We start from the raw sequence: 21,071 nt of genomic DNA, 5'->3' as shown, positions 1-21,071 counted from the left end.
CTGCAGTGTTCACAGGTTTTGTGTCACCCACAAATCCCCTGTGGGAGCGGGCTTGCTCGCGAAGAGGCCAGACCGAACTACATCTCTTTCGGATCAGCATGCAAAAAGCCCCGCCATTCACATGGCGGGGCTTTTGTTTTTCAGCGCTCGATCACTCAGACCATCGGGTCGCCAACGTGCAGGATTTTCATCCCGTTGGTGCCGCCGGTGGTGTGGTAGCTGTCGCCCTTGGTCAGGATGACCCAGTCGCCTTTCTCGACCACACCCAACTTGAGCAACTCGTCGATCGCAGCCTGGCTGACTTGCTCAGGCGGCAAGGACGCCGGGTCGAACGGTACGGTGTAGACGCCACGGAACATGGCCGCGCGGGCCTGGGTTTCGCGGTGCGGGGAGAACGCGTAGATCGGCACCGAGGAACGGATGCGCGACATGATCAACGGCGTGTAGCCACTTTCGGTCAACGCGATGATCGCCTTCACGCCCGGGAAGTGGTTGGCGGTGTACATGGCCGCCAGCGCGATGCTCTGGTCGCAGCTTTCGAAGACCTTGCCGATGCGGTGGCTGGAGGTCTTGCTGGTCGGGTGCTTTTCAGCGCCGATGCAGATGCGCGCCATGGCTTGCACGGCTTCCAGCGGGTACAAACCGGCAGCACTTTCGGCCGAGAGCATCACGGCGTCGGTGTAGTCGAGCACGGCGTTGGCTACGTCGGAGACTTCGGCGCGGGTCGGCATCGGGTTCTGGATCATCGACTCCATCATCTGGGTCGCAACGATCACCGCTTTGTTGTGGCGGCGTGCATGCAGAATGATTTTCTTCTGAATGCCCACCAGTTCGGCGTCGCCGATTTCCACACCCAGGTCACCACGGGCAACCATCACCGCGTCGGAGGCTTTGATCAGGCCGTCGAGGGTTTCGTCGTCGGCTACGGCTTCGGCGCGTTCGATCTTCGCCACCAGCCAGGCAGTACCGCCGGCTTCGTCGCGCAGTTGACGGGCGTATTCCATGTCGGCGGCGTCGCGCGGGAAGGACACCGCGAGGTAGTCGACTTCCATTTCGGCTGCGAGCTTGATGTCGGCCTTGTCTTTTTCGGTCAGGGCCGGTGCGGTCAGGCCGCCGCCGCGACGGTTGATGCCTTTGTGGTCCGACAGCGGGCCGCCGATGGTCACGGTGCAATGCAGCTCGGTGGCGGTGGCGGTGTCGACGCGCATCACCACGCGGCCGTCGTCGAGCAGCAACTCGTCGCCCACGCCGCAGTCTTTCACCAGGTCCGGGTAGTCGATGCCGACCACTTGTTGGTTGCCTTCGGTCAACGGATGGCTGGTAGAGAAGGTGAATTGATCACCGATCTTCAGCTCGATCTTCTTGTTGGCGAATTTGGCGATACGAATTTTCGGGCCTTGCAGGTCACCCAGCAGGGCGACGAAGCGGCCGTGCTTGGCAGCGAGGTCACGCACCAGCTTCGCGCGAGCCTTGTGCTCGTCGGGGGTGCCGTGGGAGAAGTTCAGACGGGCGACGTCCAGGCCAGCCAGAATCAGCTGTTCGAGAACTTCCGGCGAGTTACTGGCCGGGCCAAGGGTAGCGACGATTTTGGTGCGACGGACGGACATGCATAGACTCCTGAGTTCAAGCGCTAGCAGAGGCTACTATGGTCTTTGGGTGTAGTCATTGTTCGTTTGCACTACTTATTAGTTTCTTTATTGAACGCGACAATCGGCACAAACCGTCCTGAAGATTTCCGCCAACGGGTCGATACAGAGCTCAAGACAGGAGATCCCCCATGCGATTCGTGCTCATTGCCGCCCTTGCCATTAGTGCCCTCAGTGTCACGGGCTGCACCCGTTGGTCGATGAACCATCATTTGAATAATGCCTACAGCGCCTATGAGCGCGGCAACTGCGAGCAGGTGATGCTCGAACTGTCCAAGGTCGAGCGTGCCAGCCATGCGCGGCCTTATGTGTGGCCGGAAGTGTCGATGATGCGCGGCCAGTGCCTGGAACGGCAGAAGCTGTTTATCGATGCGGCGCAGACTTACCAGTTCATCATTGCCTCTTACCCGCAAAGCGAATACGCCTACCGCGCCCGTGCCCGCCTGGAAACCTTGCAGAGCCTGGGCCATTACCCGACCCGCAGCGCAGCGGCGGTGCGTCCAACCCGGTTCTGATTGTCATGCGACAGCGGTGAGCTATAGTCCAATGGATCGGTTTAGAGCCTTGCCTCTAATTCGAGGTAACACCTGTGATCGGCAGCAGTAAGCGACAGCGGTTGGAAGGGCTGTCGCACCAGGATCGGGAGAGCGCGGCTGATGCCTATAAAACAATAGAGCAGGCCCGTTCCGAAGTATTGGTGCGGCCCTGCTTAAGGGCCTTGCGTAGCGAAATCAGCATGTTCACTGACCGCCGGATCGAGCGGCATCAACTGCCGTATTTTCTCAAAGTGTTCAACAGCGTCACCGACAAGCCCATCGGCTTTCTGGGTAATCTGTCCGAGGATGGGCTGATGTTGATCAGCCAGTTGCCGATGATGGTGGGCGCCGATTTTAATCTGCGCCTGAAAATCCCCATGGATGGCCATTGTCATCAGGTGATCGACCTCGATGCCTGCTGTCTGTGGTGCCACGAAGACGCAACCCCCCACCACTATGACGCCGGCTTCAGCCTGCAACGGGCACCGCCGGAGTATGGGCAATTGGTGGAGGCGTTGAGGCAGTACTTCAGTTTTCAGCCATTGCCTGCCTCTGCTTGAAGGCTGCGGCGCTTTCACTATTGCCATCGCGGGCAAGCCCGCTCCCACAGTTTCGGCGGTGTTCACCGAAGATCCCTGTGGGAGCGGGCTTGCCCGCGATGGCGTCAGGCCTGACGGCCAATACTTAAAGGCTAGGCTGGCTTAATCGCCCGCTCGATATCCAGCGACCGCTCCGCCAGCATCAACCCCATCTCGCTCATCTGATAAATCGCCATCGCCAGATGCCGCTGTTTGTCTTCCAGGCTGTCCGCCAGGTCCAGCAGCAGAAGGCTCACCGAAGAAAAGGTTTCATAGGTCTGGATGATGAGGGCTTCGGGGTTTGCATCGGATACGACGGTGAACATCTTCATGGATCGTTCCTCGGTGGTGCGTTCTTCGGCAAAGCACGGTTTAGTGTTTTCCCGTTTGAGATAGTGATCGAGGGCCCTGTCGGCAGCTTCGTGGAGTTTTCTCGAGTCGAGGGTGCTGTAGGGCGAACTGGAGGTGGTTTTGAGTGGGTTGGGTCGGGGCGTTATCACGGTTAACTCCTTGTTGGGGCTGCCACCGATTCGGAAATAACGAAAGGGCGGCGACAGGAGAACCTTATGTCGGGACAGACACCACCCACAATCAGACGGGTCGCTGATATTTGTAGGCAGAGGCGCTTCATTCTGTAGTCATTAGCGCAGTTATTCGCGAAGCCTGATGGGAGAGGACAACAAGCAGATTACCGGCCATTAACGTCAGTTTTTACATGGCAGAGCTTATTGCCCCCTCGTTACTACACGATCAGGAATATCGGGTAATGCCTAGGAGAAACTACAAATATTGAAGGTTAGCTAGTCATTAAGATCAGGCTTTTTGGGAATCTGTGAATCTTTAAAATCGGTGGAGATAGAAATAAGTGCCAAAGAGATAAAATCTTGGTTTGCATCTAGCGTTTGTAAGGCGCATCGGATGTTATCCGCTGTTTCGGCAGCCCCTTGCTGCGCCACCCAATTCGATAGCTCCTCTACAGCGGCACACAATGCCAGTTGGTTCTCATTGATCTGCGTTAGCACTGAAGCGAATAGTTTTGCCTCGTCCATGATTGATTCCTTGTGATAGAGCTATCAGATTGTTGGGTGGGACTGCTTCTCGTAATTACTCTGGGGTGGGAGCTAGTCATACGTGCTCGCACATTATATTCATATCGTGACATGACTATTTTGTATGGGATTGGCCATTACATCGTTCCAGCTTTTTTCCATCCCATATACCGCGTCACCATCTCGGCCCCCAGTTCTGAGGGCCGAGCATCCAGCACCGGAACACCATGAGCACTCAACTGCTCATGGAGCTCTGCCCGTACATTCATATAATCCACTATCCCGCAATAGGCCAGCGCCTCGGGCAATGTTTGTACCGGCGCGTGCCGCAGACTGTCGAGCACCTCTTCGCGCAGGCTGACCACCAGCACTCGATGTTGACGGCCCAGGCGTTTGACGGCGGTGAGCAGTTCTTCGTCGTCTTCGTCTCGCAGGTTGGTGACCAGTACCACCAGTGCCCGGCGTTTTTGTCGGGCCAGCAGCTGGTTGATGGCGGCTGGGTAATCGGCAGGGCGTTGCGTGCTGGCCAGGTCGTAGACGGTGTTGAGCAACACGTTGAGCTGGTCTGTGCCCTTGACCGGAGCGAGGTAGCGTGGCGAGTCGCTGGCGAAGGTACACAGGCCCACCGCATCACCTTGACGTAGCGCGACGTAACTGAGCAGCAGGCAGGCGTTGAGTGCATGGTCGAAATGCGACAGTTCACCGTCCTGGCTGCGCATGCGCCGGCCGCAGTCAAGCAGGAACATGATCTGTTGATCGCGTTCGTCCTGGTACTCCCGGGCAATTGGCGTGCGTTGGCGCGCAGTGGCTTTCCAGTCGATCTGACGCAGGCTGTCGCCTTCTCTGAATTCCCGTAACTGGTGAAACTCCAGACCCAGACCACGGCGTTGACGCTGACGCACGCCGAGTTGACTGAGCCAGTTGTCTACCGCCAACAGTTGGCCGCCGTAGAGGTGAGCGAAGTCGGGGTAGACGCGGGTGTGGTGGGTCAGGTTCAGAATGCGTTTGTCGAGCCACAGACCCAACGGACTTGGCAGGCGGATTTCGCAGTGTTCAAAGGTGAAATGGCCGCGTTTGAGGGGGCGTAGCCGATAGCCGATGTGGCTGCGCAGGCCGGGTTGCAGCTCGACTGGCAGTGGCAGGTTTTCGAAGCTCAGGCCGTCCGGCACGTGGTCGAAGAGCTGAATGCTCAAGGGCTGGGCAAGATCATGCTCGACCTCCAGCCGTACTTCGCCCCATCGACCGAGCGCCAGGCTGCCGGGCATATGCCGTTGCACACGAGGCGAGGGCAGTCGTTTGAGGCGGATGGCATCGAGTATCGCCAGGGCCAGCAGCGCCAGGAGCAATCCCCAGTTGATCGATAACAGGCTGGATGGAATGGCGATGTCCAAGGCTCGCAACGTGCCTAGCACGATGCCGATGGCCAACAGTAGCGCGAGCCAGATCAGGAGAAGGCGAGAAGGCTTCATCAGCGCACACCTTTTGTGGCGAGGGAGCTTGCTCCCGCTCGGCTGCGAAGCAGTCGTAGAACCGGTAGACGCGTTTTACCTGACAGTACGCGTCGACTGGTTTTGGGGCTGCTGCGCAACCCAGCGGGAGCAAGCTCCCTCGCCACAAGGAGGCGTCGCATGACTGTGGTCACAGGCGCGGCGCCGGCACTTGATCGAGCAGTTGTTTGAGTACCTGATCGACTTCCAGCCCTTCGATGTCCAGTTCCGGGGCAATCCGCACCCGATGGCGCAACACCGACAGCGCGCAACCTTTGATGTCATCCGGAATCACAAACTCGCCGCCGCGCAACAAGGCCCGGGCGCGGGCGCAACGTACCAGCGCGATTGAAGCGCGTGGCCCGGCGCCGAGGGTCAACCCCGGCCAGGTTCGGGTGGTGCGGGCCAGGCGCACGGCGTAATCGAGTACCTGATCGTCCATGGGCAGATCACTGGCAATGCGTTGCAAGGCCAGCACGTCCTTGGCTTGCAACACGGTGCGCAGCGGTTGCACGTCGAGCATGTCGGCGCGGGTCGAGCGGCTGACCTGGCGCACCATGTCCAGTTCCTGATCGGCATCGGGGTAGTCCATGCGCACCTTGAGCATGAAGCGGTCGAGCTCGGCTTCCGGCAACGGGTAAGTGCCTTCCTGTTCGATGGGGTTTTGCGTGGCGAGTACCATGAACGGTTGCGCGATCGGCAGGGCGCGGCCTTCGAGGGTGACCTGGCGTTCCTGCATGGCTTCGAGCAGCGCCGCCTGGGTTTTCGCCGGGGCGCGGTTGATCTCGTCGGCCAGCAGCAGGTTGGTAAACAGCGGGCCTTTGCGCAGTTTGAATTGCTCGGTTTGCAAGTCGTACACCGCGTGCCCGGTGACATCGCTGGGCATCAGGTCCGGGGTGAACTGGATGCGTGCGTATTCACCGCCGAAGCAGCGAGCGAGGGCACGCACCAGCAACGTCTTGCCCAACCCCGGCACGCCTTCGAGCAGCACATGGCCGCCGGCGATCAGGGCGGTGAGCACGTCGTCGATCACAGTGTTCTGGCCGATCACGGCTTTTTGCAATTCTGTTCTTATCGCTTGGGCCAACTGACTGGCGCGCTGGCGCTGCTGGGCGGCGTGGGTCTGTGTGCCGGGCTCGATCTGTTCACTCATAAGGCGTTCCTCAAGGTTTGCAGCTGGGCGACCTGACGGCTGAATTCAGCGCTGGGCAGCCGCTGCTTCGGTCGCGGGCTCATGGCCTGGCTGATGGCGCGTGTGGGTTGGCCAGTCAGGCGTGCGAGCACCAGCCATTGTTCGGCAACGCCGAGTTGTTCAAAACCGGGATGACGGTGACGGACACGACGCAGGATGTCTTGTTGCAAGGCTTGCAACAGGCTGTGCTGACCGTTGTGACGGAGCATGAAATCGGCACTGGCACGCAGGTGTTCCTGAAGTTGACGACGCGCCCTTGGGGCAGGTTCGAGCAATGGGCCGTTGCGCACGCCGACGTGCCAGAACCCCAAGGCAATCAAGGCAATCAGGGCCACCAGTGCTTGTGGAAAGTTGCGCCACAGCAAGGTCAGCAGACTGTCGTGATCAGTATTGAACAGCAGGGTCACGTCGGTGTCGGCCGTCAGGTACCACAGCAGCCAGGCGTTATCGTACTGGTCGATGACCGGGGTTTTCCAGAGGTCGGCGTCGGTGACCACGGTGATCGAACCCAGCCCGTGAGCCAGTTGCATCATGTGCGTGGCCTTGCCGCTGTTGGCCCAGGCCTGGGCGAGGTTTTTCGGGTCGTCGAGATGGAACGCGGTATCGAAGCTGACGTAGGCCGGCGCCTCTTCGTTTTCCAGGTACAGCTTGGTCAGTTTGGGGTAGGGGTCGTCTTCAGGATCGGGCGGCAGTTCCTTGAGGTCTTTGCTCAGGGACTGGTGCACCTGCACCCGATCGAGCAGCAGGTCATTGCTCTGACCGGTCTTCTCATCCCACAGGGCTTCGGCGACAAATAAAAGACGTCCGCCGGCCCGGGTCCAGTTCAACACCTGATCCACCTGTCGCGGCGACATGTTCGACCGATCGCCGAGCAACAACAAACTGTGCTGGTGAGGCTCGAGCGTCGGCAAGATGTCGAGGCTGTTGGCGTGGCTGACAGTCAGGCCCTGTTTACGCAGAAAATGCTCGGCCGCCAGGTAGGGGTTGGCCTGGGCTTCGGGGGACGGGCCGTGATCGATTTCTGCCTGATAGGGTATGGCCTTGAAATACAGGTAAACACTCAGCGCACACACGAGCAGGGCGATGAACGCACCGACCGAAAGCCACAAACGCCGGTTCAACGGGCCGCTCCGGGACCGAATAACGCGCGCCAGCCGTCACAGAGTTCCTGCTGCAAATGCGCCGGAGGCAGGCGATGCCCGTAGGCCATGTTCTGCCAGTGCCCGGTGAGGTTTTTACTGAAGGCCAGCAAGGCAGGTTGTTGCAGTTGTTCGACCCGCTGAAGAACTTCACCTTCGGTGTCGGCGGGCTTGAGCGCCATGTTGAAATCGTGCAGCAAGTGGCTAAGCAGGGCGCGATAGAGCAACCCGAGGGCTTCACGGGGATGGGTCTGCCAGAGGCTTTCGGCGCTGGCGGCGATGTCGGCGGGCAGGGTTTCGCGATTGAGGTCCAGGCCGAACGCCTGCTGCGGTAACGGCCGCGCGACTTTACGATTTAACGTGGGTCGACGGCTGACAAAGGCCTGCAGCCAGTCGCGGTAACGCCAGATCAATAGCCCAATGGCGCCGATCACTGTGCCCCACAGCAACACTTCGATCAGGTTGGCCAATACGCCAAAGCGTTGGCTGTCCAGCAAGCTAAACAGCGCCTTCAGCCAGGCGGGTGTTTGACCATTGTCCGCAGTGTCGGGGGCGGGTTTGTCTTCGCCAAAACGATAGCGCGTGACCGTTTCCTTGTTCTTGAACGGCGGCTGCTCGAGGATGGCCTTGATGCTGTCCCGGGATGCCTGGCTGGTCAGAGGTTGTTCCAGCAGACGCGCAGAGTCCGGTGAGATAACCGGTTCGGTGGCCCAGACGCTTTCCGCCGTCGGCACCAGCAGCATCGCGGCCAGCAGCAGCGGGACGACCGCGCTGGTCAAGCGTTGGCGCAATCGGCGAAAGATCAGCTCGATGTCCCAGGCTTCCAGCCGCGTGCGCCGGTTCAGATAAAGGCTGAAACCGCAGGCCACATAGATCGGTTCCCAGACAATCAGCACCAGAGCGTAAAAGGTATTGGTCAGGTGTTCCAGCCAGCGCCAGTCTTGGGTGGCGGCGGTAATCAAGGTCTGCCAGCCCCAGTCGAGTTCGACCTGTTGCGGCAAGAGCATGTAGAACAGCACCATCAAGCCGATCCACAGCGCGGTTTCCAAATGCACGCCGATGATCGTCAGCCATTGGGCGGCACCCGCGTTGCGCTGCAGCAGTACGCGCAAACGTTGTTGGCGTGCTTCGCCCGCCAGACCTTCGAGTTGCACCACCGGCATCAGAAAACTGCGGCTCAGGCTCAGGCGACGCCAGGTCAGGCTGGCCAGCAATTGCGGTTTGAGCAGGCGCGGCCATTGGCGCAGGGCCTGCTTCAGTGTGGGCGTTTCGCCGAACATGGCTTTGGACAGGATGTACAGCGGCAGCCGATCGAACGCCGGTTTGAGCCACCAGAACAGGAATACGGCGAGGGAGGGTGAATCCCACAACAGCAAGGTGAGCAGAGCGAAGATCGGCAAGGTCACGATGGCCCAACTGGTCATCAACAGGCGTCGATGGCGCTGACTCAGCAGCACTCCCAGGTCCATGGCTTCCCAGGTCGTGCGCGGGCGGATCACCACACTGGCATCACTCAGGCGCATGGCGAGTCCGTCCGGCAAACAGCAGATAAGTCGCCACCAACAACCAGAGCGCCGCGCCGACCAGGTATTTGGTCAGCGGCGCGAGCCCGGTCCTCGACGACCAGTAGGCTTCGATAAACGCCGCAATCAGCAGAAACAGCATGACCCCGCAAATCAGCAACACGCTCTTGCGCGCCGCCAACTGCAGGGCTTCGGCGCGAGGCAAACGCCCCGGCGCGATCAAGGCCCAGCCCAGTTGCAGGCCTGCGGCGCCGGCCAGGGCAATGGCGCTCAGTTCGAAGGCGCCATGGCCGATCACGAACGACCAGAACGTTTGGCCATAGCCGATGTACGTCAGGTGCCCGGCCACCGCACCGATCATCAACCCGTTGAAGAACAGGAAAAACGCGCTGCCCAGGCCAAACAGCAAACCGCTGGCAAAGGTCTGAAAGGCGATGCCGATGTTGTGCATGATGTAGTAACCGAACATCACCCAGTTTTCACTGGCCGCCCGTTCGGCCGAACGTCCCAGGTGGCCGGCGACGGGGTCGTACATGCTTTGCATCTCACTGACTTGCTCGGCCGGGATCAGGTTGTAGATCAGGTCGGGGAACAGGTACACCAGCAACGCGAAGCCGATCAGGCTGCCAAAAAACATCAGGCTGGCGGCAAGCACGAAACGCCACTGCTCACGCACCAGTCGCGGGAAATCGGCGAGGATGAAACTCAACACGTTGGCACCCAGTCGACTGCGATGCCGATAAAGCTGTTGATGCCCGCGCAGGACCTGTTGCTGCAATGAATCGATCAGGAAACTGCTATAGCCGCGTTCCTGAGCCAGGGCCAGGTGTTGGCAGAGCCGTCGATAATCGCTGGGGAAACTGGCGACTCCTGAGGCGTTCTTGCCGCGTTCCAGCCGTTCAAGCATGAGTGCAAACTGCTCCCATTCGGCACTGTGGCGACTTTCGAAAAGGCTTTGCTTCATGTGGGGCCCAACAGTCCGCGGGCGATGCCGTTGAGTTCGGCCACCGCCTGCGGCTTCGATACCTGCAACGGTTGCGCGAGTATCGAGGCGAGCTCGTTGACCCGCGCCTCGGAGAGTTCACCCTGGCGCTCGGCAAACCCGAGGATGGCGCGCTGCTCGGTCAGCGTCAGCGTGAAGGCTGCGCGCCGTGGCGGGACGTCGGGCAATTGCGGTCGGGTGAGCGGTTGTTCGCGGTAGATCACCAGCGTACCGGCGGCCAGGTCGCCGAGGCGTTTGAAGGTGGGATGTTGCAGGCAGCTGATTGCTCCGAGAAAGTAGCCGAATGGCAACATGTCGACAAATCGCAGCAGGTTGCGCAGCAAGGACGCGGACCAGCCGATCGGCGTGCCATCGTCATGCACCACGCGCAATCCCATCCACTGCTTGCCCGGCGAGCGGCCCTGATTGAGCACCTCGAACAGCACCATGTACCACCAGCTCACCACGAACAGCAGAATCGAACCCAGCCCGGCGCCGAGTTTTCCGAGAAACGCCAACACAATGAACAGCAGGCCCAGCATCATCCCGCGCAGGCCCAGGTCGATGGCGAACGCCAGCGCACGTACCATCAACCCGGCCGGGCGCAGCGGCAAGTCGATGCCTTCGGGCGTTTCGACGTGATACCGCGTGTCCAGTGGCCGGGACAGCGTCGCTTTCCCTGGCAGTGCTGTGGTGTCGAGCATGGGCAACCTTGATGTGGCCTGGTCCGTCGGATGCTAGCAGCCTCTCGGGGGAAAACGACATAACTATGTATTGCACGGTGCGTGGTCAGAGGTGATTGAATGACAAGATTTCTGGTCGGGGCGGCCTATGTGCGCCTAGACTTCGCCGGTCTTCAGTTCAGGAACAGCCCGTGACCTCGATCTTCTGGTACGACTATGAAACCACTGGCATCAACCCCCGTTGCGACCGCCCGCTGCAAGTGGCGGGGATTCGCACCGACTTCGATCTCAATGAAATAGACGAACCGGTCAACCTTTATTGCCAGCCCAGTGACGACATCCTGCCTCATCCGGCGGCGTGTGCTATCACCGGTATTACGCCCACGCGTCTGGCCGAACAAGGTTTGAGCGAAGCCGATTTCATGACTCGGGTTCATGCCCAGCTCGCGGCGCCCGGCACCTGTGGGGCCGGATACAACACGCTGCGTTTCGATGACGAGATGACCCGTTACAGCCTGTATCGAAACTTTTTCGACCCCTATGCACGGGAGTGGCAGGGCGGCAACAGCCGCTGGGACTTGATCGATGTGGTGCGCGCCGCTTATGCCTTGCGTCCCGATGGCCTCGTCTGGCCCAGGGACGACGAGGGGCGGGTCACGCTCAAACTCGAACGTCTGACTGCCGCCAATGGTATCGATCATGGGCATGCGCACGAGGCGCTGTCGGATGTGCGCGCCACTATCGCTTTGGCGCGCCTGATTCGGGAAAAACAGCCGAAGTTATATGACTGGCTGTTTCAACTGCGCAGTAAACAAAAGGTCATGGATCAAATTCGGCTGTTGCAGCCGATGGTGCATATTTCCGGGCGCTTCTCGGCGGCCCGCAACTATGTGGGTGTGGTACTGCCATTGGCCTGGCATCCACGTAATCGCAACGCGCTGATTGTCTGTGACTTACACCTGGACCCTCAGGGGCTGCTTGATCTGGATGCCGAAACCTTGCGTCAGCGGCTTTATACCCGCCGCGATGACTTGGCCGAAGGCGAACTGCCGGTGCCGCTCAAGCTCATACACATAAACAAGTGCCCGGTAGTGGCGCCGTTATCGGTACTCCGTCCTGTAGATCAGCAACGTCTGGGGCTGGATATGGCGCTTTATCAGGAGCGGGCGCTGCGGCTAAGTGACGCACAACAAGTTTGGCGAGATAAAGTGGCAGACATTTACGCCAGCGACGATTTCTCTCCGAGCCAAGACCCCGAGCAACAGTTATACGACGGTTTTATCGGTGATCGGGACCGGCGCCTATGTGAGCAAGTCAGGTCTGCCGACCCTGCGCAATTAGCACAAGAACAGTGGCCTTTCGATGATGAACGTTTGCCTGAATTATTGTTTCGTTATCGCGCACGCAACTTTCCCGATACGTTGAGCCTGGAAGAGCAAGAACGCTGGCGAATATTCTGTCAGAAACGTTTGTGTGCACCTGAGTGGGGCGCGCCAAATACGCTGGATAGTTTTCTGGAGGCGGCGGCTCAATTGACGACTAGTGCTACATCGTTTCAGCGAGAGGTTCTGGATGAATGGCAAAATCATGTCCAGTCATTACGCAAACGTTTGAATCTTTGAAAACGAAAATAATTTGCGCTTGAATTTCAGGCATAAAAAAACGCCAGCATTTGCTGGCGTTCTTTTGGTCGCGGATCAGTCTGCGACACGCTTGCGGCTTAGCCCAGCAGGGTAGCCCAACCTTCAACCACATCACCGCCCCACTTGGCTTTCCACTCTTTCAGAGTCTTGTGGTTGCCACCTTTGGTTTCGATGACTTCGCCATTGTGCGGGTTTTTGTATTGTTTAACTTTGCGAGCACGCTTGGTGCCAGTAGTTTTTACTGCGCCGCCACGTGGAGCCTTGGTTTTGGACTCTGGATCCAACAGCGCGATGATGTCGCGCAGGGATTTGGAGTATTCGCCCATCAGGGTGCGCAGTTTGCCTTCGAATTCCAGCTCGGTTTGCAGTTTGTCGTCTTGGGACAGATTCTTCAAACGGGCTTGCAGCTCTTTGATAGCTTCTTCGGTGGCGCGATATTCGTTGATCAAGGACATGAGGACTACCTTATGTTGGGGCGCTGGGATGGCAGGTGACAGTGCGACAATAATAGTCAGGGTGTTTCATCAAGTAAACATTTAACCGGAGTTTTATTTAAATTAGTTGCGGAACAGGACACACATGGGAGTGACAGTTAAATAGCGTCACAAATATTCACAGTTGACCTCTTGAAGATTGCCCGCAAGAACACCATCGCGTGGGGCCGCGTGTGCTTGCAGAACCTGTACCGGACCTGCGGGCAAGGCCATACGTCATCAATACTGCAGTTTTGCTGCGCAATCGCTAGAATGGCGGCCTTTGCGAAGTTCTGGAGTTTCCCCCTCATGCGCACTTTTCGGCTGGTGATTGCTTGCCCGGACCGCGTCGGCATCGTTGCTAAAGTCAGTAACTTTCTGGCGTCACATAATGGCTGGATCACTGAAGCGAGCCATCACTCGGATAATCTCAGTGGCTGGTTCTTCATGCGTCACGAAATTCGTGCCGATTCGCTGCCTTTCGGTATCGAAGCCTTTCGTGAAGCGTTTGCACCGATCGCCGAAGAGTTCTCGATGGATTGGCGTATCACCGACACCGAGCAGAAGAAACGCGTGGTGTTGATGGCCAGCCGTGAATCTCACTGTCTGGCCGACTTGCTGCACCGCTGGCACAGCGACGAACTGGACTGTGAAATCACTTGCGTGATTTCCAACCATGATGATTTGCGCAGCATGGTCGAGTGGCACGGTATTCCTTACTACCATGTCCCGGTCAACCCACAGAACAAGGAACCGGCCTTCGCCGAAGTCTCGCGCCTGGTCAAACAGCACGAAGCGGAAGTGGTGGTACTTGCCCGTTACATGCAGATTCTGCCGCCCGAGTTGTGCAGCGAATATGCTCATAAAGTCATCAATATTCACCACAGCTTCTTGCCGTCGTTCGTCGGTGCCAAGCCGTATCACCAGGCTTCGATGCGCGGTGTGAAGTTGATCGGCGCCACTTGCCACTATGTCACCGAAGAGCTGGACGCCGGTCCGATCATCGAGCAAGACGTCGTACGCGTGAGTCACAGCGACAGTATTGAAGACATGGTGCGCTTCGGTCGTGACGTCGAGAAAATGGTGCTGGCCCGTGGTCTGCGTTATCACCTGGAAGACCGGGTGCTGGTGCATGGCAACAAAACCGTGGTGTTCTGATAGCCATACGGTTGAAATTCGAAGGGCCTGGGCGTTCAATCGCTGCAGGCCCTTCGCCGTTTTTTGCACTGAGAACATGACCATGGCCGATCCATTGGACAAAGCCACTTCCAAGGCACCCGCCACATTGGGTGAGGGCTGTTTGAGTCGCTATGACCCGGATGACCTGAGCGCCGAAGACGGCACGGAGTTTCCCGGCGCAGCCGAGTTGTGGGAGCAGTTGCAGGGCGATTGCGACGATGCAGTCGGGGGCGCCTGAAAAAGATCGCAGCCTTCGGCAGCTCCTACAAGGGCGCGGTGTATACCCTAATGTAGGAGCTGCCGAAGGCTGCGATCTTTTAAGCCCGTTTGAACTTCATCAGCTTCCTGAGCAATGGCCGCCCGAGCATCAGCAAAAACACCGGACCACCGACCACCAGGTAGAAGTAATAAGTCACTGTCCGCCAGATCAGAATCGCCGCCGCCGCGGTGGACTTCCCGACCATAGGCGCCAGCAGCGCCGCCGATGTCAATTCCGCCGCTCCGGCCCCGCCCGGCAACAGGCTGAACTGCCCTGCACTCAGCGACAGCATCTGGATCAGAAAACACCAGGCCCACTGCAAGTCCATGCCCAGCCCACGTAACGCCAGATACAACACGCTATAGCGCAAAAGCCAATGCAGGCAGGTCAGTGCAAACACCGTGATCAATGTCTGAAAGGGCAACTTCAGTGTGTCAGTGAACGCCGCCAGGAAGTGCAGGAGTTTTCGTGCCCAGCGCATCCGGGTGGTGCCTTTGACATTGATATGAGCGAGCAACCGACCGCTCAGACGAATCAGCGAGCGGTGGTAGCGAGCCGCCAATACGCAGCTAAACAGTCCGCCAAACATCGAGATGGCGCTGACGGTCAGCAGCCATTCCATGCGCTGACTGAGGTGCTGGAACAGTGCATAAATCAGAATCCCGCTCAGTGCGCAGAGAAAAAACAGCAGATCGCTCAACTGATCCATGGCGAACACGGCGCTGCCCCTGGCCGGTCGTACGCCGTGGCGTGCCAGCAGGGCCATGATGGTCAGCGGTCCGCCACTGCCACCGGGAGTGGCGCAGTAAGCGAATTCGGCGGACATCACCACCCCAAGGCTTTTGACGTGACTGATCTTGCCGCGCTGATCTCCCAGCAACAGGCGCAAGCGCAGGGTGTTGAGCATCCAGCACAGCAGGATCATGCCGAACATGACCAGCAACCATTTCAGCGGAAAGCTTTGCAACCGCGACCATGTCTCGCCGCCGCCCAGCAACGACGGGATGAGCACCGCAGCGAGCAGGGCGACGACCAGCAGAATCCCGCGGCTCATGCGGCGCGACCGACGACGTCGCGTTGCTGTGTCAGCCAGTTGGCCTTGGTCATCGGCACACGTCCCTCGTCGAGCAAGCGTTTGAGGGTGTGCAGCCAGTAGTGACGCGAAAACTCATGGCGCATGTCCACGGGGTGCAGGCCGAGACGAATCACCGGCGCCTGGCGCCAACGTTGCTCGCGCTGATCGCTGACGATTTTCGACAGACCGCGGCGCCAGGCGCTGCGTGCGCTCCAGACCAGACCGGGGGCATCGATTGCGGTGAAATCCGGCAAACGATACAGATGCTGCGAGTCGCTGGTGTAGCGCAGCGGTACCTGGCGCAAGGCCTGGCGGGTGCCTTCGCTCATCAGCCAGGCCGGGGCGACGAAACCTTCCAGTGGCCAGTTATAACGGTGAAACACCTCGATTCCGGCACGCAGGCGGGAGAGGGCGGCTTCCAGAGGCAGGTCGTAGAACTCGCCTTCATGGGTGTAGATTCGGCGCATGAACCAGTCTCGGGGCGTGATGGGGATTGGCCCTTCATCGCAATGGAAATAACCGTGCAGTGCCAGTTCGTCGCCGCGAGCGACGCGGCGGGTCAGCAAACGTCGAAACGCCGGATACGCAGCCAGGTCGTTATGTTTGTGGAAATTTGGCACCACCAGCCAGGTGATCGGCACCTTACCCAATGCGTCGACGGCTTCGACAAAGGCTTGGTAATCGGGCCAGGTTTGCGGCGCAACGTCGTGCAATACCAGTATCAGGCTGGGCGCGTTCATGGGCTCAACCATTGGCGATCAGTGGCCATTGAGTGCCGAGTACCGCGTGATAGTGCCCCAGCAGGCTGTCGACCACGATATCCCAAGAGTAATGCTGCTCGACATGGCTACGGGCTTGTTTGCCCAGCGCGGCGCTGCCCTGACTGAACAGTTCGCGCACCGCGTTGGCCATCGCTGCTGGATTGTTCGGCGCGCAAAGCAGGCCGCATTGATCGGTGACAATTTCCTGAAAAGCCCCAGCCGCCACGGCCACCACCGGAATGCCACTGGCCATGGCTTCAAGGACCACCAGGCCAAAAGTTTCCTGATCACCGGCATGCACCAGCGCATCGGCACTGGCCATCAAGCGCGCGACTTGCGCCGCCGGGTAGAACTCATCGAGGACGGTGACATTGCGCGGTACCAGGGTCGGCATTGATGAGCCCACCAGTAATAGATGGTAACGACGACCCAGGCGTTTCATGCATTTGAGCAGCACCGGCAGGTTTTTTTCCTTGGACCCACGGCCGGCGAAGATCAGCAGGTGTGTATTTTCATCGATGCCCAATTCGGCCCGCAAATCTGGATCCCGTGCATTGGGGGTGAACGTTTGCAGGTCGACGCCCAGCGGTTGTACGAAAACGTTTTTTACGCCCAACCCGATCAGTTTATCGGCCATGATTTGACTCGGTGCCAGAACCCGGTCGAAGTTGCTATAAAGCTTGCTGACATAAGCTTCGACATTGGGTGTAACCCAATTGCCCATGCGATTGCTGACCAGCAGTGGCAGGTCCGAGTGATAAAAACCGATCACCGGCACATCGAGCTGCCGCTTGGCGTCCAAAGCGGCCCAGGCAGTCAGGTAAGGGTCGCCGGCTTCTATCAGGTCAGGCTGCAAATCCTGCAGGACATTGCGCCACGGCGCGAGACGGAGGGGGAAGCGATAACCCTTGCCAAAGGGCAGGGCAGGGGCCGGAACCGTGTAAATACCATCCTGTTCACTCAAATGAGCCCCAGGAATCAGCAGACTGTGACGAATGCCTGGCTTGCTGCCCAGGCGACGGTGTTTGGCATCCAGATAAGTGCGCACGCCACCGCTGGCAGGGGCGTAGAACATGGTTATGTCAGCGATATGCACGATGAACATCCCTCCGGTCCGTTTGTTCTCCCTTGGGTTGACCTATATGAAGGATAGATGTTCGTTTGGGGTTTTGCGGCGGAGGGTGTCAGCGAGGTTTTGCGGGGATTAGCAGACCGTCTTCGCGGGCAAGCCTCGCTCCTACAGGGCCAGTGATGATCCCGTAGGAGCGAGGCTTGCCCGCGAAGGGGCCCTCAAGAGCGACTTAAATCCGGAAACTACCCACCAACTGCTTCAATCGCGAAGCCTGCTGTTCAAGGTCCGAGCATGCCCGCAACGTCGATTGCAGGTTTTCCACGCCCTCCTGGTTCAGCGTATTGATCTCGGTGATGTCCACGTTGATCGATTCAACCACCGCCGTCTGTTCCTCGGTCGCCGTGGCCACGGACTGGTTCATGCCGTCGATTTCGCCGATGCGCAGCGTCACGCTGTTCAAGCGTTCGCCGGCCAGGTTGGCGATTTCCACGCTGTCCTGGCTGTGGCGCTGGCTGTCGCTCATGGTGCTGACCGATTCCCGGGCGCCGACTTGCAGCTCCTCGATCATGGTTTGCACCTGTTGCGCCGACTCTTGTGTGCGGTGCGCCAGGTTGCGCACTTCGTCGGCCACCACGGCAAAACCGCGCCCGGCTTCACCGGCCCGTGCCGCTTCAATGGCGGCGTTCAGCGCCAGCAGGTTGGTTTGCTGGGAGATGCTGGTGATCACTTCGAGAATTTGCCCGATGTTCACGGTTTTGCTGTTCAGCGATTCGATGTTGGTGCTCGAGGCACTGAGCATGGTCGACAGCTGATTCATCGCGGCAATGCTGCGATCCACCACCTGCTGGCCATCTTCGGCCAGGCTGCGCGCGTCGCTGGCCTGACTTGACGCTTGTGCGGCGTTGCGGGCGATTTCCTGGGCCGCGGCGCCGAGTTGGTTGATTGCCGCGGCAACGCTGCTGGTGCGCGAGGCTTGCTGGTCGGAATTGAACATCGACGAGTTCGAGGCTGCCACCACACGCAGGGCTACTTCGTTGACTTGGCCGGTGGCCGAGGACACTTCGCGGATCGAGGTATGAACCCGTTCCACGAAACGGTTGAACGCCGTGCCGAGGATGCCGAATTCGTCCTGATTCTGGATGGTCAGGCGCTTGGTCAGGTCGCCTTCACCGTCGGCGATGTCTTCCATGGCGCGGGTCATGACGTGCAGCGGCTGGATCAGCAGGCGGATCAGCATGCCGAGCAAGGCGATGATGATCGCCACGGCAATTATGGTCGCGATGACTGCCGAGGTCCGGAACTCGCTGAGCATCGAGAAGGCTTTGTCTTTATCCACCGACAGGCCGATGTACCAATTGACCGAGGACAGGCCTTTGATCGGAGTGAACGTGACGATGCGGGTCTTGCCGTCGACGTCGATTTCACTGAGTTCGCTGCCGATGCGCGGGGTGTTTTTCGGGTACGCCTCGCTCAGGGACTTCATCGCCAGGGATTTGTCCGGGTGAACCAGGATCTTGCCATCGGCGCTGATCAGAAAGGCGTAACCCATGCCGTCGAAGTCCAGCGCGTTGAGGCTGTCGGCGATCACCTGCAAGCTCAAGTCGCCACCGACCACGCCGATGCTTTGACCGTCCTTGAGCACACTGTTGACGATGGAAATGACCAGTTGACCGGACGCCAGGTCGATGTACGGTTCGGTCAGTGCCGAGCCGCCGGTGCTTTGGGCGCTCTTGTACCAAGGCCGGGCGCGAGGGTCATAGCCGTCGGGCATCTTGCTGTCAGGGCGGATGATGAAGGTGCCATCCTTGTTGCCCAGATAAGCGCCCATGAAGGTCGAGGTTACCGCCTTCTGTTCGAGTAGTTTGGAGACGTTGTCGGTGTCGGCGTTCAGTGCGACGTTTTGTGACAGGTTCTCGATCAGCAGGCTGCGTCCGGCCAGCCAGGTCTGGATATTGTTGGCCGTTACACTGCCCATTTCTTGCAGGTAGTTGTCCAGGTCGTTGCGTATCGCATTACGCTGCAGATAGTCGTTGTACAACGTGAACGAGGCGAAGGCAGCAATAACGATGAGGGCGGCGGCAAGCAGTATTTTATGGCTGAAGCGCAGATTTTTATTCATGGCTTGGGGGTCCGCTAAAGTCTTAATGTCCAGGGCGTGCTTTTATAAAGGCGCGCAAAATGGGCAGTGTTGAAAGTAAGCTGATATTTCCACCTCTCCTTAGGGAATTACCGACGCTATTTTCAGTCTGGTCTCTCGCTTGTTATCGGCCATGAAGGATCAAAGATTAACCATGGGTGACAAAATGCCTGACTCATCGCAACTCGTTATCGGCGCCGATCTCGCGGGCCAGTCCATCGCCCAGGCCATGCGCCTGGCCAACCGTCACGGCCTGATAGCGGGCGCTACCGGGACTGGCAAAACCGTCACCTTGCAGCGCCTGGCCGAAGCCTTCAGCGATGCCGGCGTGGCGGTGTTCGCGGCGGACATCAAAGGCGACCTGTGCGGCCTGGGCGCTGCCGGCAACCCTCAAGGCAAAGTCGCCGAGCGGATCGCCGGCATGCCTTGGTTGAACCATAAGCCTCAGGCGTATCCGGTGACCCTGTGGGACATTAATGGTCAGTCCGGTCATCCACTGCGTACAACCTTGAGCGAAATGGGCCCGTTGCTGCTCGGCAGTCTGCTGGAGCTGACCGACAGTCAGCAGTCGGCACTCTATGCCGCATTCAAGGTGGCCGACCGCGAAGGGCTGTTGCTGCTGGATTTGAAGGATTTGAAGGCGCTGCTCAATCACCTGCGCGACAGCCCCGAACTGCTGGGGGATGACGCCGCGTTGATGACCACCGGTTCCAGCCAGGCGCTGTTGCGCCGTTTGGCAACGCTGGAACAGCAAGGCGCTGAAGCGTTGTTCGGCGAACCGGCGCTGCAACTGGAAGACATGTTGCAACCGGCCGTGGATGGTCGCGGGCGCATTCACTTGCTCGATGCCAGTCGTCTGGTGCACGAAGCGCCGAAGGTCTATGCGACGTTCCTGCTTTGGCTGCTGGCCGAACTGTTCGAGCAACTGCCGGAGCGTGGCGATGCCGAGAAACCGCTGCTGGCGCTGTTTTTCGACGAAGCGCACTTGTTGTTCGCCGGTACGCCCAAAGCGTTGCAGGAGCGTCTGGAACAAGTGGTGCGACTGATTCGCTCGAAAGGCGTGGGGGTGTATTTCGTCACCCAATCGCCAGGTGATTTGCCGGATGATGTACTGGCTCAACTGGGCCTGCGCATTCAGCACGGTTTGCGCGCGTTTACCGCCAAAGAGCAGAAATCCCTGCGTGCGGTGGCTGACGGTTTTCGGCCGAACCCGGCATTTGACGCCTTGTCGGTCTTGACCGAGTTGGGGATCGGCGAGGCGCTGGTCGGCACCTTGCAGGACAAGGGCACACCCGGGATGGTCCAGCGTGTATTGGTTGCACCGCCACAATCGCGGATCGGCCCGCTGACCGAGACCGAGCGCACCGTGCTGATTGCCGGTTCGCCGTTCAAGGGGCGTTACGACAAACCGGTCGATCGCGAATCGGCTTATGAAGTGCTGATGGGGCGCAAAGGCCTGGCGCCGGAGCCCGAAGCAGTGCCGGGCAAACCTGCACCTGAAGAGCCGAGTTTCACCGAGCAGGCCGGGGAATTCCTCGGCACAGCGGCAGGCCAGGCATTGAAATCAGCGATGCGACAGGCGGCGAATCAATTGGGCCGACAATTGGTACGCGGGTTGATGGGCTCATTGCTCGGTGGCAGCAAACGCCGCTAAAAA

At 59.1% G+C, this 21,071-nt stretch carries 20 protein-coding genes; 6 read left to right on the top strand and 14 right to left on the bottom strand.

Annotated features, from left to right (window positions below; translation table 11 throughout):
* Positions 1–155: 155 nt before the first annotated feature.
* A complete protein-coding gene (gene pyk / locus ACIPLA_RS16215; RefSeq protein ID WP_218397966.1) occupies positions 156–1,607 on the bottom strand; it encodes a pyruvate kinase in 1,452 nt (483 codons plus the stop codon).
* 170 nt (positions 1,608–1,777) lie between these two features.
* Between pyk and ACIPLA_RS16210 the strand changes: the two genes are divergently transcribed.
* Both ACIPLA_RS16210 and ACIPLA_RS16205 read left to right on the top strand, forming a co-directional pair.
* Positions 1,778–2,161 carry a tol-pal system YbgF family protein gene (locus ACIPLA_RS16210; protein WP_008069622.1) on the top strand — a complete coding sequence of 128 codons (384 nt, stop codon included), beginning with the start codon at positions 1,778–1,780 and terminating at the stop codon, positions 2,159–2,161.
* A 221-nt stretch (positions 2,162–2,382) separates the two neighbouring features.
* A complete protein-coding gene (locus ACIPLA_RS16205; RefSeq protein WP_218397964.1) occupies positions 2,383–2,742 on the top strand; it encodes a PilZ domain-containing protein in 360 nt (119 codons plus the stop codon).
* Positions 2,743–2,873: 131 nt separating this feature from the next.
* Here ACIPLA_RS16205 and ACIPLA_RS16200 read toward each other — a convergent pair whose 3' ends face one another.
* The 8 genes from ACIPLA_RS16200 to ACIPLA_RS16165 all read right to left on the bottom strand — a co-directional run bounded on the left by ACIPLA_RS16200 (position 2,874) and on the right by ACIPLA_RS16165 (position 10,836).
* A complete protein-coding gene (locus ACIPLA_RS16200; RefSeq protein ID WP_218397962.1) occupies positions 2,874–3,260 on the bottom strand; it encodes a DUF6124 family protein in 387 nt (128 codons plus the stop codon).
* Between the two features lie 300 nt (positions 3,261–3,560).
* Positions 3,561–3,809, bottom strand: a complete 249-nt coding sequence (locus tag ACIPLA_RS16195) for a hypothetical protein (protein ID WP_218397960.1) — start codon at positions 3,807–3,809, stop codon at positions 3,561–3,563.
* Between the two features lie 137 nt (positions 3,810–3,946).
* Positions 3,947–5,278, bottom strand: coding sequence for a DUF58 domain-containing protein (locus ACIPLA_RS16190; RefSeq protein WP_218397958.1), 1,332 nt, complete (start codon positions 5,276–5,278; stop codon positions 3,947–3,949).
* A gap of 169 nt (positions 5,279–5,447) precedes the next feature.
* Positions 5,448–6,449: a MoxR family ATPase gene (locus ACIPLA_RS16185; protein ID WP_218397956.1), complete on the bottom strand. Its 1,002-nt coding sequence runs from the start codon at positions 6,447–6,449 to the stop codon at positions 5,448–5,450.
* On the bottom strand, positions 6,446–7,609 hold the full coding sequence (locus tag ACIPLA_RS16180; protein WP_401174121.1) for a DUF4350 domain-containing protein: 1,164 nt from the start codon (positions 7,607–7,609) through the stop codon (positions 6,446–6,448). The genes ACIPLA_RS16185 and ACIPLA_RS16180 overlap by 4 nt, the downstream gene beginning before the upstream one ends.
* Positions 7,606–9,150, bottom strand: a complete 1,545-nt coding sequence (locus ACIPLA_RS16175; protein WP_218397952.1) for a DUF4129 domain-containing protein — start codon at positions 9,148–9,150, stop codon at positions 7,606–7,608. The genes ACIPLA_RS16180 and ACIPLA_RS16175 overlap by 4 nt, the downstream gene beginning before the upstream one ends.
* The gene (locus tag ACIPLA_RS16170) at positions 9,137–10,114 is read right to left on the bottom strand and encodes a stage II sporulation protein M (protein ID WP_218397949.1); all 978 of its coding nucleotides are present in this window, start codon (positions 10,112–10,114) and stop codon (positions 9,137–9,139) included. The genes ACIPLA_RS16175 and ACIPLA_RS16170 overlap by 14 nt, the downstream gene beginning before the upstream one ends.
* Positions 10,111–10,836: an RDD family protein gene (locus tag ACIPLA_RS16165; protein WP_218397947.1), complete on the bottom strand. Its 726-nt coding sequence runs from the start codon at positions 10,834–10,836 to the stop codon at positions 10,111–10,113. The genes ACIPLA_RS16170 and ACIPLA_RS16165 overlap by 4 nt, the downstream gene beginning before the upstream one ends.
* Before the next feature lie 170 nt (positions 10,837–11,006).
* Here ACIPLA_RS16165 and sbcB point away from each other — a divergent pair, with 170 nt between their 5' ends.
* Positions 11,007–12,437 carry an exodeoxyribonuclease I gene (sbcB, locus tag ACIPLA_RS16160; protein ID WP_401174116.1) on the top strand — a complete coding sequence of 477 codons (1,431 nt, stop codon included), beginning with the start codon at positions 11,007–11,009 and terminating at the stop codon, positions 12,435–12,437.
* Positions 12,438–12,535: 98 nt separating this feature from the next.
* Here the strand turns inward: sbcB and mvaT are convergent, their stop codons facing one another.
* Positions 12,536–12,913, bottom strand: a complete 378-nt coding sequence (gene mvaT / locus ACIPLA_RS16155; protein WP_007933316.1) for a histone-like nucleoid-structuring protein MvaT — start codon at positions 12,911–12,913, stop codon at positions 12,536–12,538.
* A gap of 327 nt (positions 12,914–13,240) precedes the next feature.
* Between mvaT and purU the strand changes: the two genes are divergently transcribed.
* Entirely contained in the window at positions 13,241–14,089 is an 849-nt protein-coding gene (gene purU, locus ACIPLA_RS16150; RefSeq protein ID WP_008072448.1) for a formyltetrahydrofolate deformylase, read from the top strand.
* Positions 14,090–14,171: 82 nt separating this feature from the next.
* Complete coding sequence (locus tag ACIPLA_RS16145) at positions 14,172–14,348, top strand: hypothetical protein (RefSeq protein ID WP_185022263.1); 177 nt, start codon at positions 14,172–14,174, stop codon at positions 14,346–14,348.
* A 79-nt stretch (positions 14,349–14,427) separates the two neighbouring features.
* Here ACIPLA_RS16145 and ACIPLA_RS16140 read toward each other — a convergent pair whose 3' ends face one another.
* The 4 genes from ACIPLA_RS16140 to ACIPLA_RS16125 form a co-directional block, all read right to left on the bottom strand.
* Complete coding sequence (locus ACIPLA_RS16140; RefSeq protein WP_218397944.1) at positions 14,428–15,423, bottom strand: lysylphosphatidylglycerol synthase transmembrane domain-containing protein; 996 nt, start codon at positions 15,421–15,423, stop codon at positions 14,428–14,430.
* Positions 15,420–16,196, bottom strand: a complete 777-nt coding sequence (locus tag ACIPLA_RS16135) for a DUF2334 domain-containing protein (protein WP_218397942.1) — start codon at positions 16,194–16,196, stop codon at positions 15,420–15,422. Before ACIPLA_RS16135 ends, ACIPLA_RS16140 begins: the two co-directional genes overlap by 4 nt.
* Positions 16,189–17,310, bottom strand: a complete 1,122-nt coding sequence (locus ACIPLA_RS16130) for a glycosyltransferase family 1 protein (protein WP_192343856.1) — start codon at positions 17,308–17,310, stop codon at positions 16,189–16,191. Before ACIPLA_RS16130 ends, ACIPLA_RS16135 begins: the two co-directional genes overlap by 8 nt.
* Positions 17,311–17,506: 196 nt before the next feature.
* Positions 17,507–19,396, bottom strand: a complete 1,890-nt coding sequence (locus ACIPLA_RS16125; RefSeq protein ID WP_218397940.1) for a methyl-accepting chemotaxis protein — start codon at positions 19,394–19,396, stop codon at positions 17,507–17,509.
* Between the two features lie 184 nt (positions 19,397–19,580).
* Here ACIPLA_RS16125 and ACIPLA_RS16120 point away from each other — a divergent pair, with 184 nt between their 5' ends.
* On the top strand, positions 19,581–21,068 hold the full coding sequence (locus tag ACIPLA_RS16120) for a helicase HerA-like domain-containing protein (RefSeq protein WP_401174110.1): 1,488 nt from the start codon (positions 19,581–19,583) through the stop codon (positions 21,066–21,068).
* Positions 21,069–21,071 lie beyond the last annotated feature (3 nt).

The organism is Pseudomonas sp. NPDC086112 (genome assembly GCF_044746425.1).
Classification (GTDB): Bacteria; Pseudomonadota; Gammaproteobacteria; order Pseudomonadales; family Pseudomonadaceae; genus Aquipseudomonas.
Note: the sequence above shows the minus strand (reverse complement) of the source record. Positions and strands in the feature narration are given on the sequence as shown.

Bases quoted from the DNA above. Each gene is read 5' to 3' on its own strand.
- pyk (WP_218397966.1), bottom strand. From the start codon at position 1,607: ATGTCCGTCCGTCGCACCAAAATCGTCGCTACCCTTGGCCCGGCCAGT.
- ACIPLA_RS16210 (WP_008069622.1), top strand. From the start codon at position 1,778: ATGCGATTCGTGCTCATTGCCGCCCTTGCCATTAGTGCCCTCAGTGTC.
- ACIPLA_RS16205 (WP_218397964.1), top strand. From the start codon at position 2,383: ATGTTCACTGACCGCCGGATCGAGCGGCATCAACTGCCGTATTTTCTC.
- ACIPLA_RS16195 (WP_218397960.1), bottom strand. From the start codon at position 3,809: ATGGACGAGGCAAAACTATTCGCTTCAGTGCTAACGCAGATCAATGAG.
- ACIPLA_RS16190 (WP_218397958.1), bottom strand. From the start codon at position 5,278: ATGAAGCCTTCTCGCCTTCTCCTGATCTGGCTCGCGCTACTGTTGGCC.
- ACIPLA_RS16185 (WP_218397956.1), bottom strand. From the start codon at position 6,449: ATGAGTGAACAGATCGAGCCCGGCACACAGACCCACGCCGCCCAGCAG.
- ACIPLA_RS16175 (WP_218397952.1), bottom strand. From the start codon at position 9,150: ATGCGCCTGAGTGATGCCAGTGTGGTGATCCGCCCGCGCACGACCTGG.
- ACIPLA_RS16170 (WP_218397949.1), bottom strand. From the start codon at position 10,114: ATGAAGCAAAGCCTTTTCGAAAGTCGCCACAGTGCCGAATGGGAGCAG.
- ACIPLA_RS16165 (WP_218397947.1), bottom strand. From the start codon at position 10,836: ATGCTCGACACCACAGCACTGCCAGGGAAAGCGACGCTGTCCCGGCCA.
- mvaT (WP_007933316.1), bottom strand. From the start codon at position 12,913: ATGTCCTTGATCAACGAATATCGCGCCACCGAAGAAGCTATCAAAGAG.
- purU (WP_008072448.1), top strand. From the start codon at position 13,241: ATGCGCACTTTTCGGCTGGTGATTGCTTGCCCGGACCGCGTCGGCATC.
- ACIPLA_RS16145 (WP_185022263.1), top strand. From the start codon at position 14,172: ATGGCCGATCCATTGGACAAAGCCACTTCCAAGGCACCCGCCACATTG.
- ACIPLA_RS16140 (WP_218397944.1), bottom strand. From the start codon at position 15,423: ATGAGCCGCGGGATTCTGCTGGTCGTCGCCCTGCTCGCTGCGGTGCTC.
- ACIPLA_RS16135 (WP_218397942.1), bottom strand. From the start codon at position 16,196: ATGGTTGAGCCCATGAACGCGCCCAGCCTGATACTGGTATTGCACGAC.
- ACIPLA_RS16130 (WP_192343856.1), bottom strand. From the start codon at position 17,310: ATGTTCATCGTGCATATCGCTGACATAACCATGTTCTACGCCCCTGCC.
- ACIPLA_RS16125 (WP_218397940.1), bottom strand. From the start codon at position 19,396: ATGAATAAAAATCTGCGCTTCAGCCATAAAATACTGCTTGCCGCCGCC.
- ACIPLA_RS16120 (WP_401174110.1), top strand. From the start codon at position 19,581: ATGCCTGACTCATCGCAACTCGTTATCGGCGCCGATCTCGCGGGCCAG.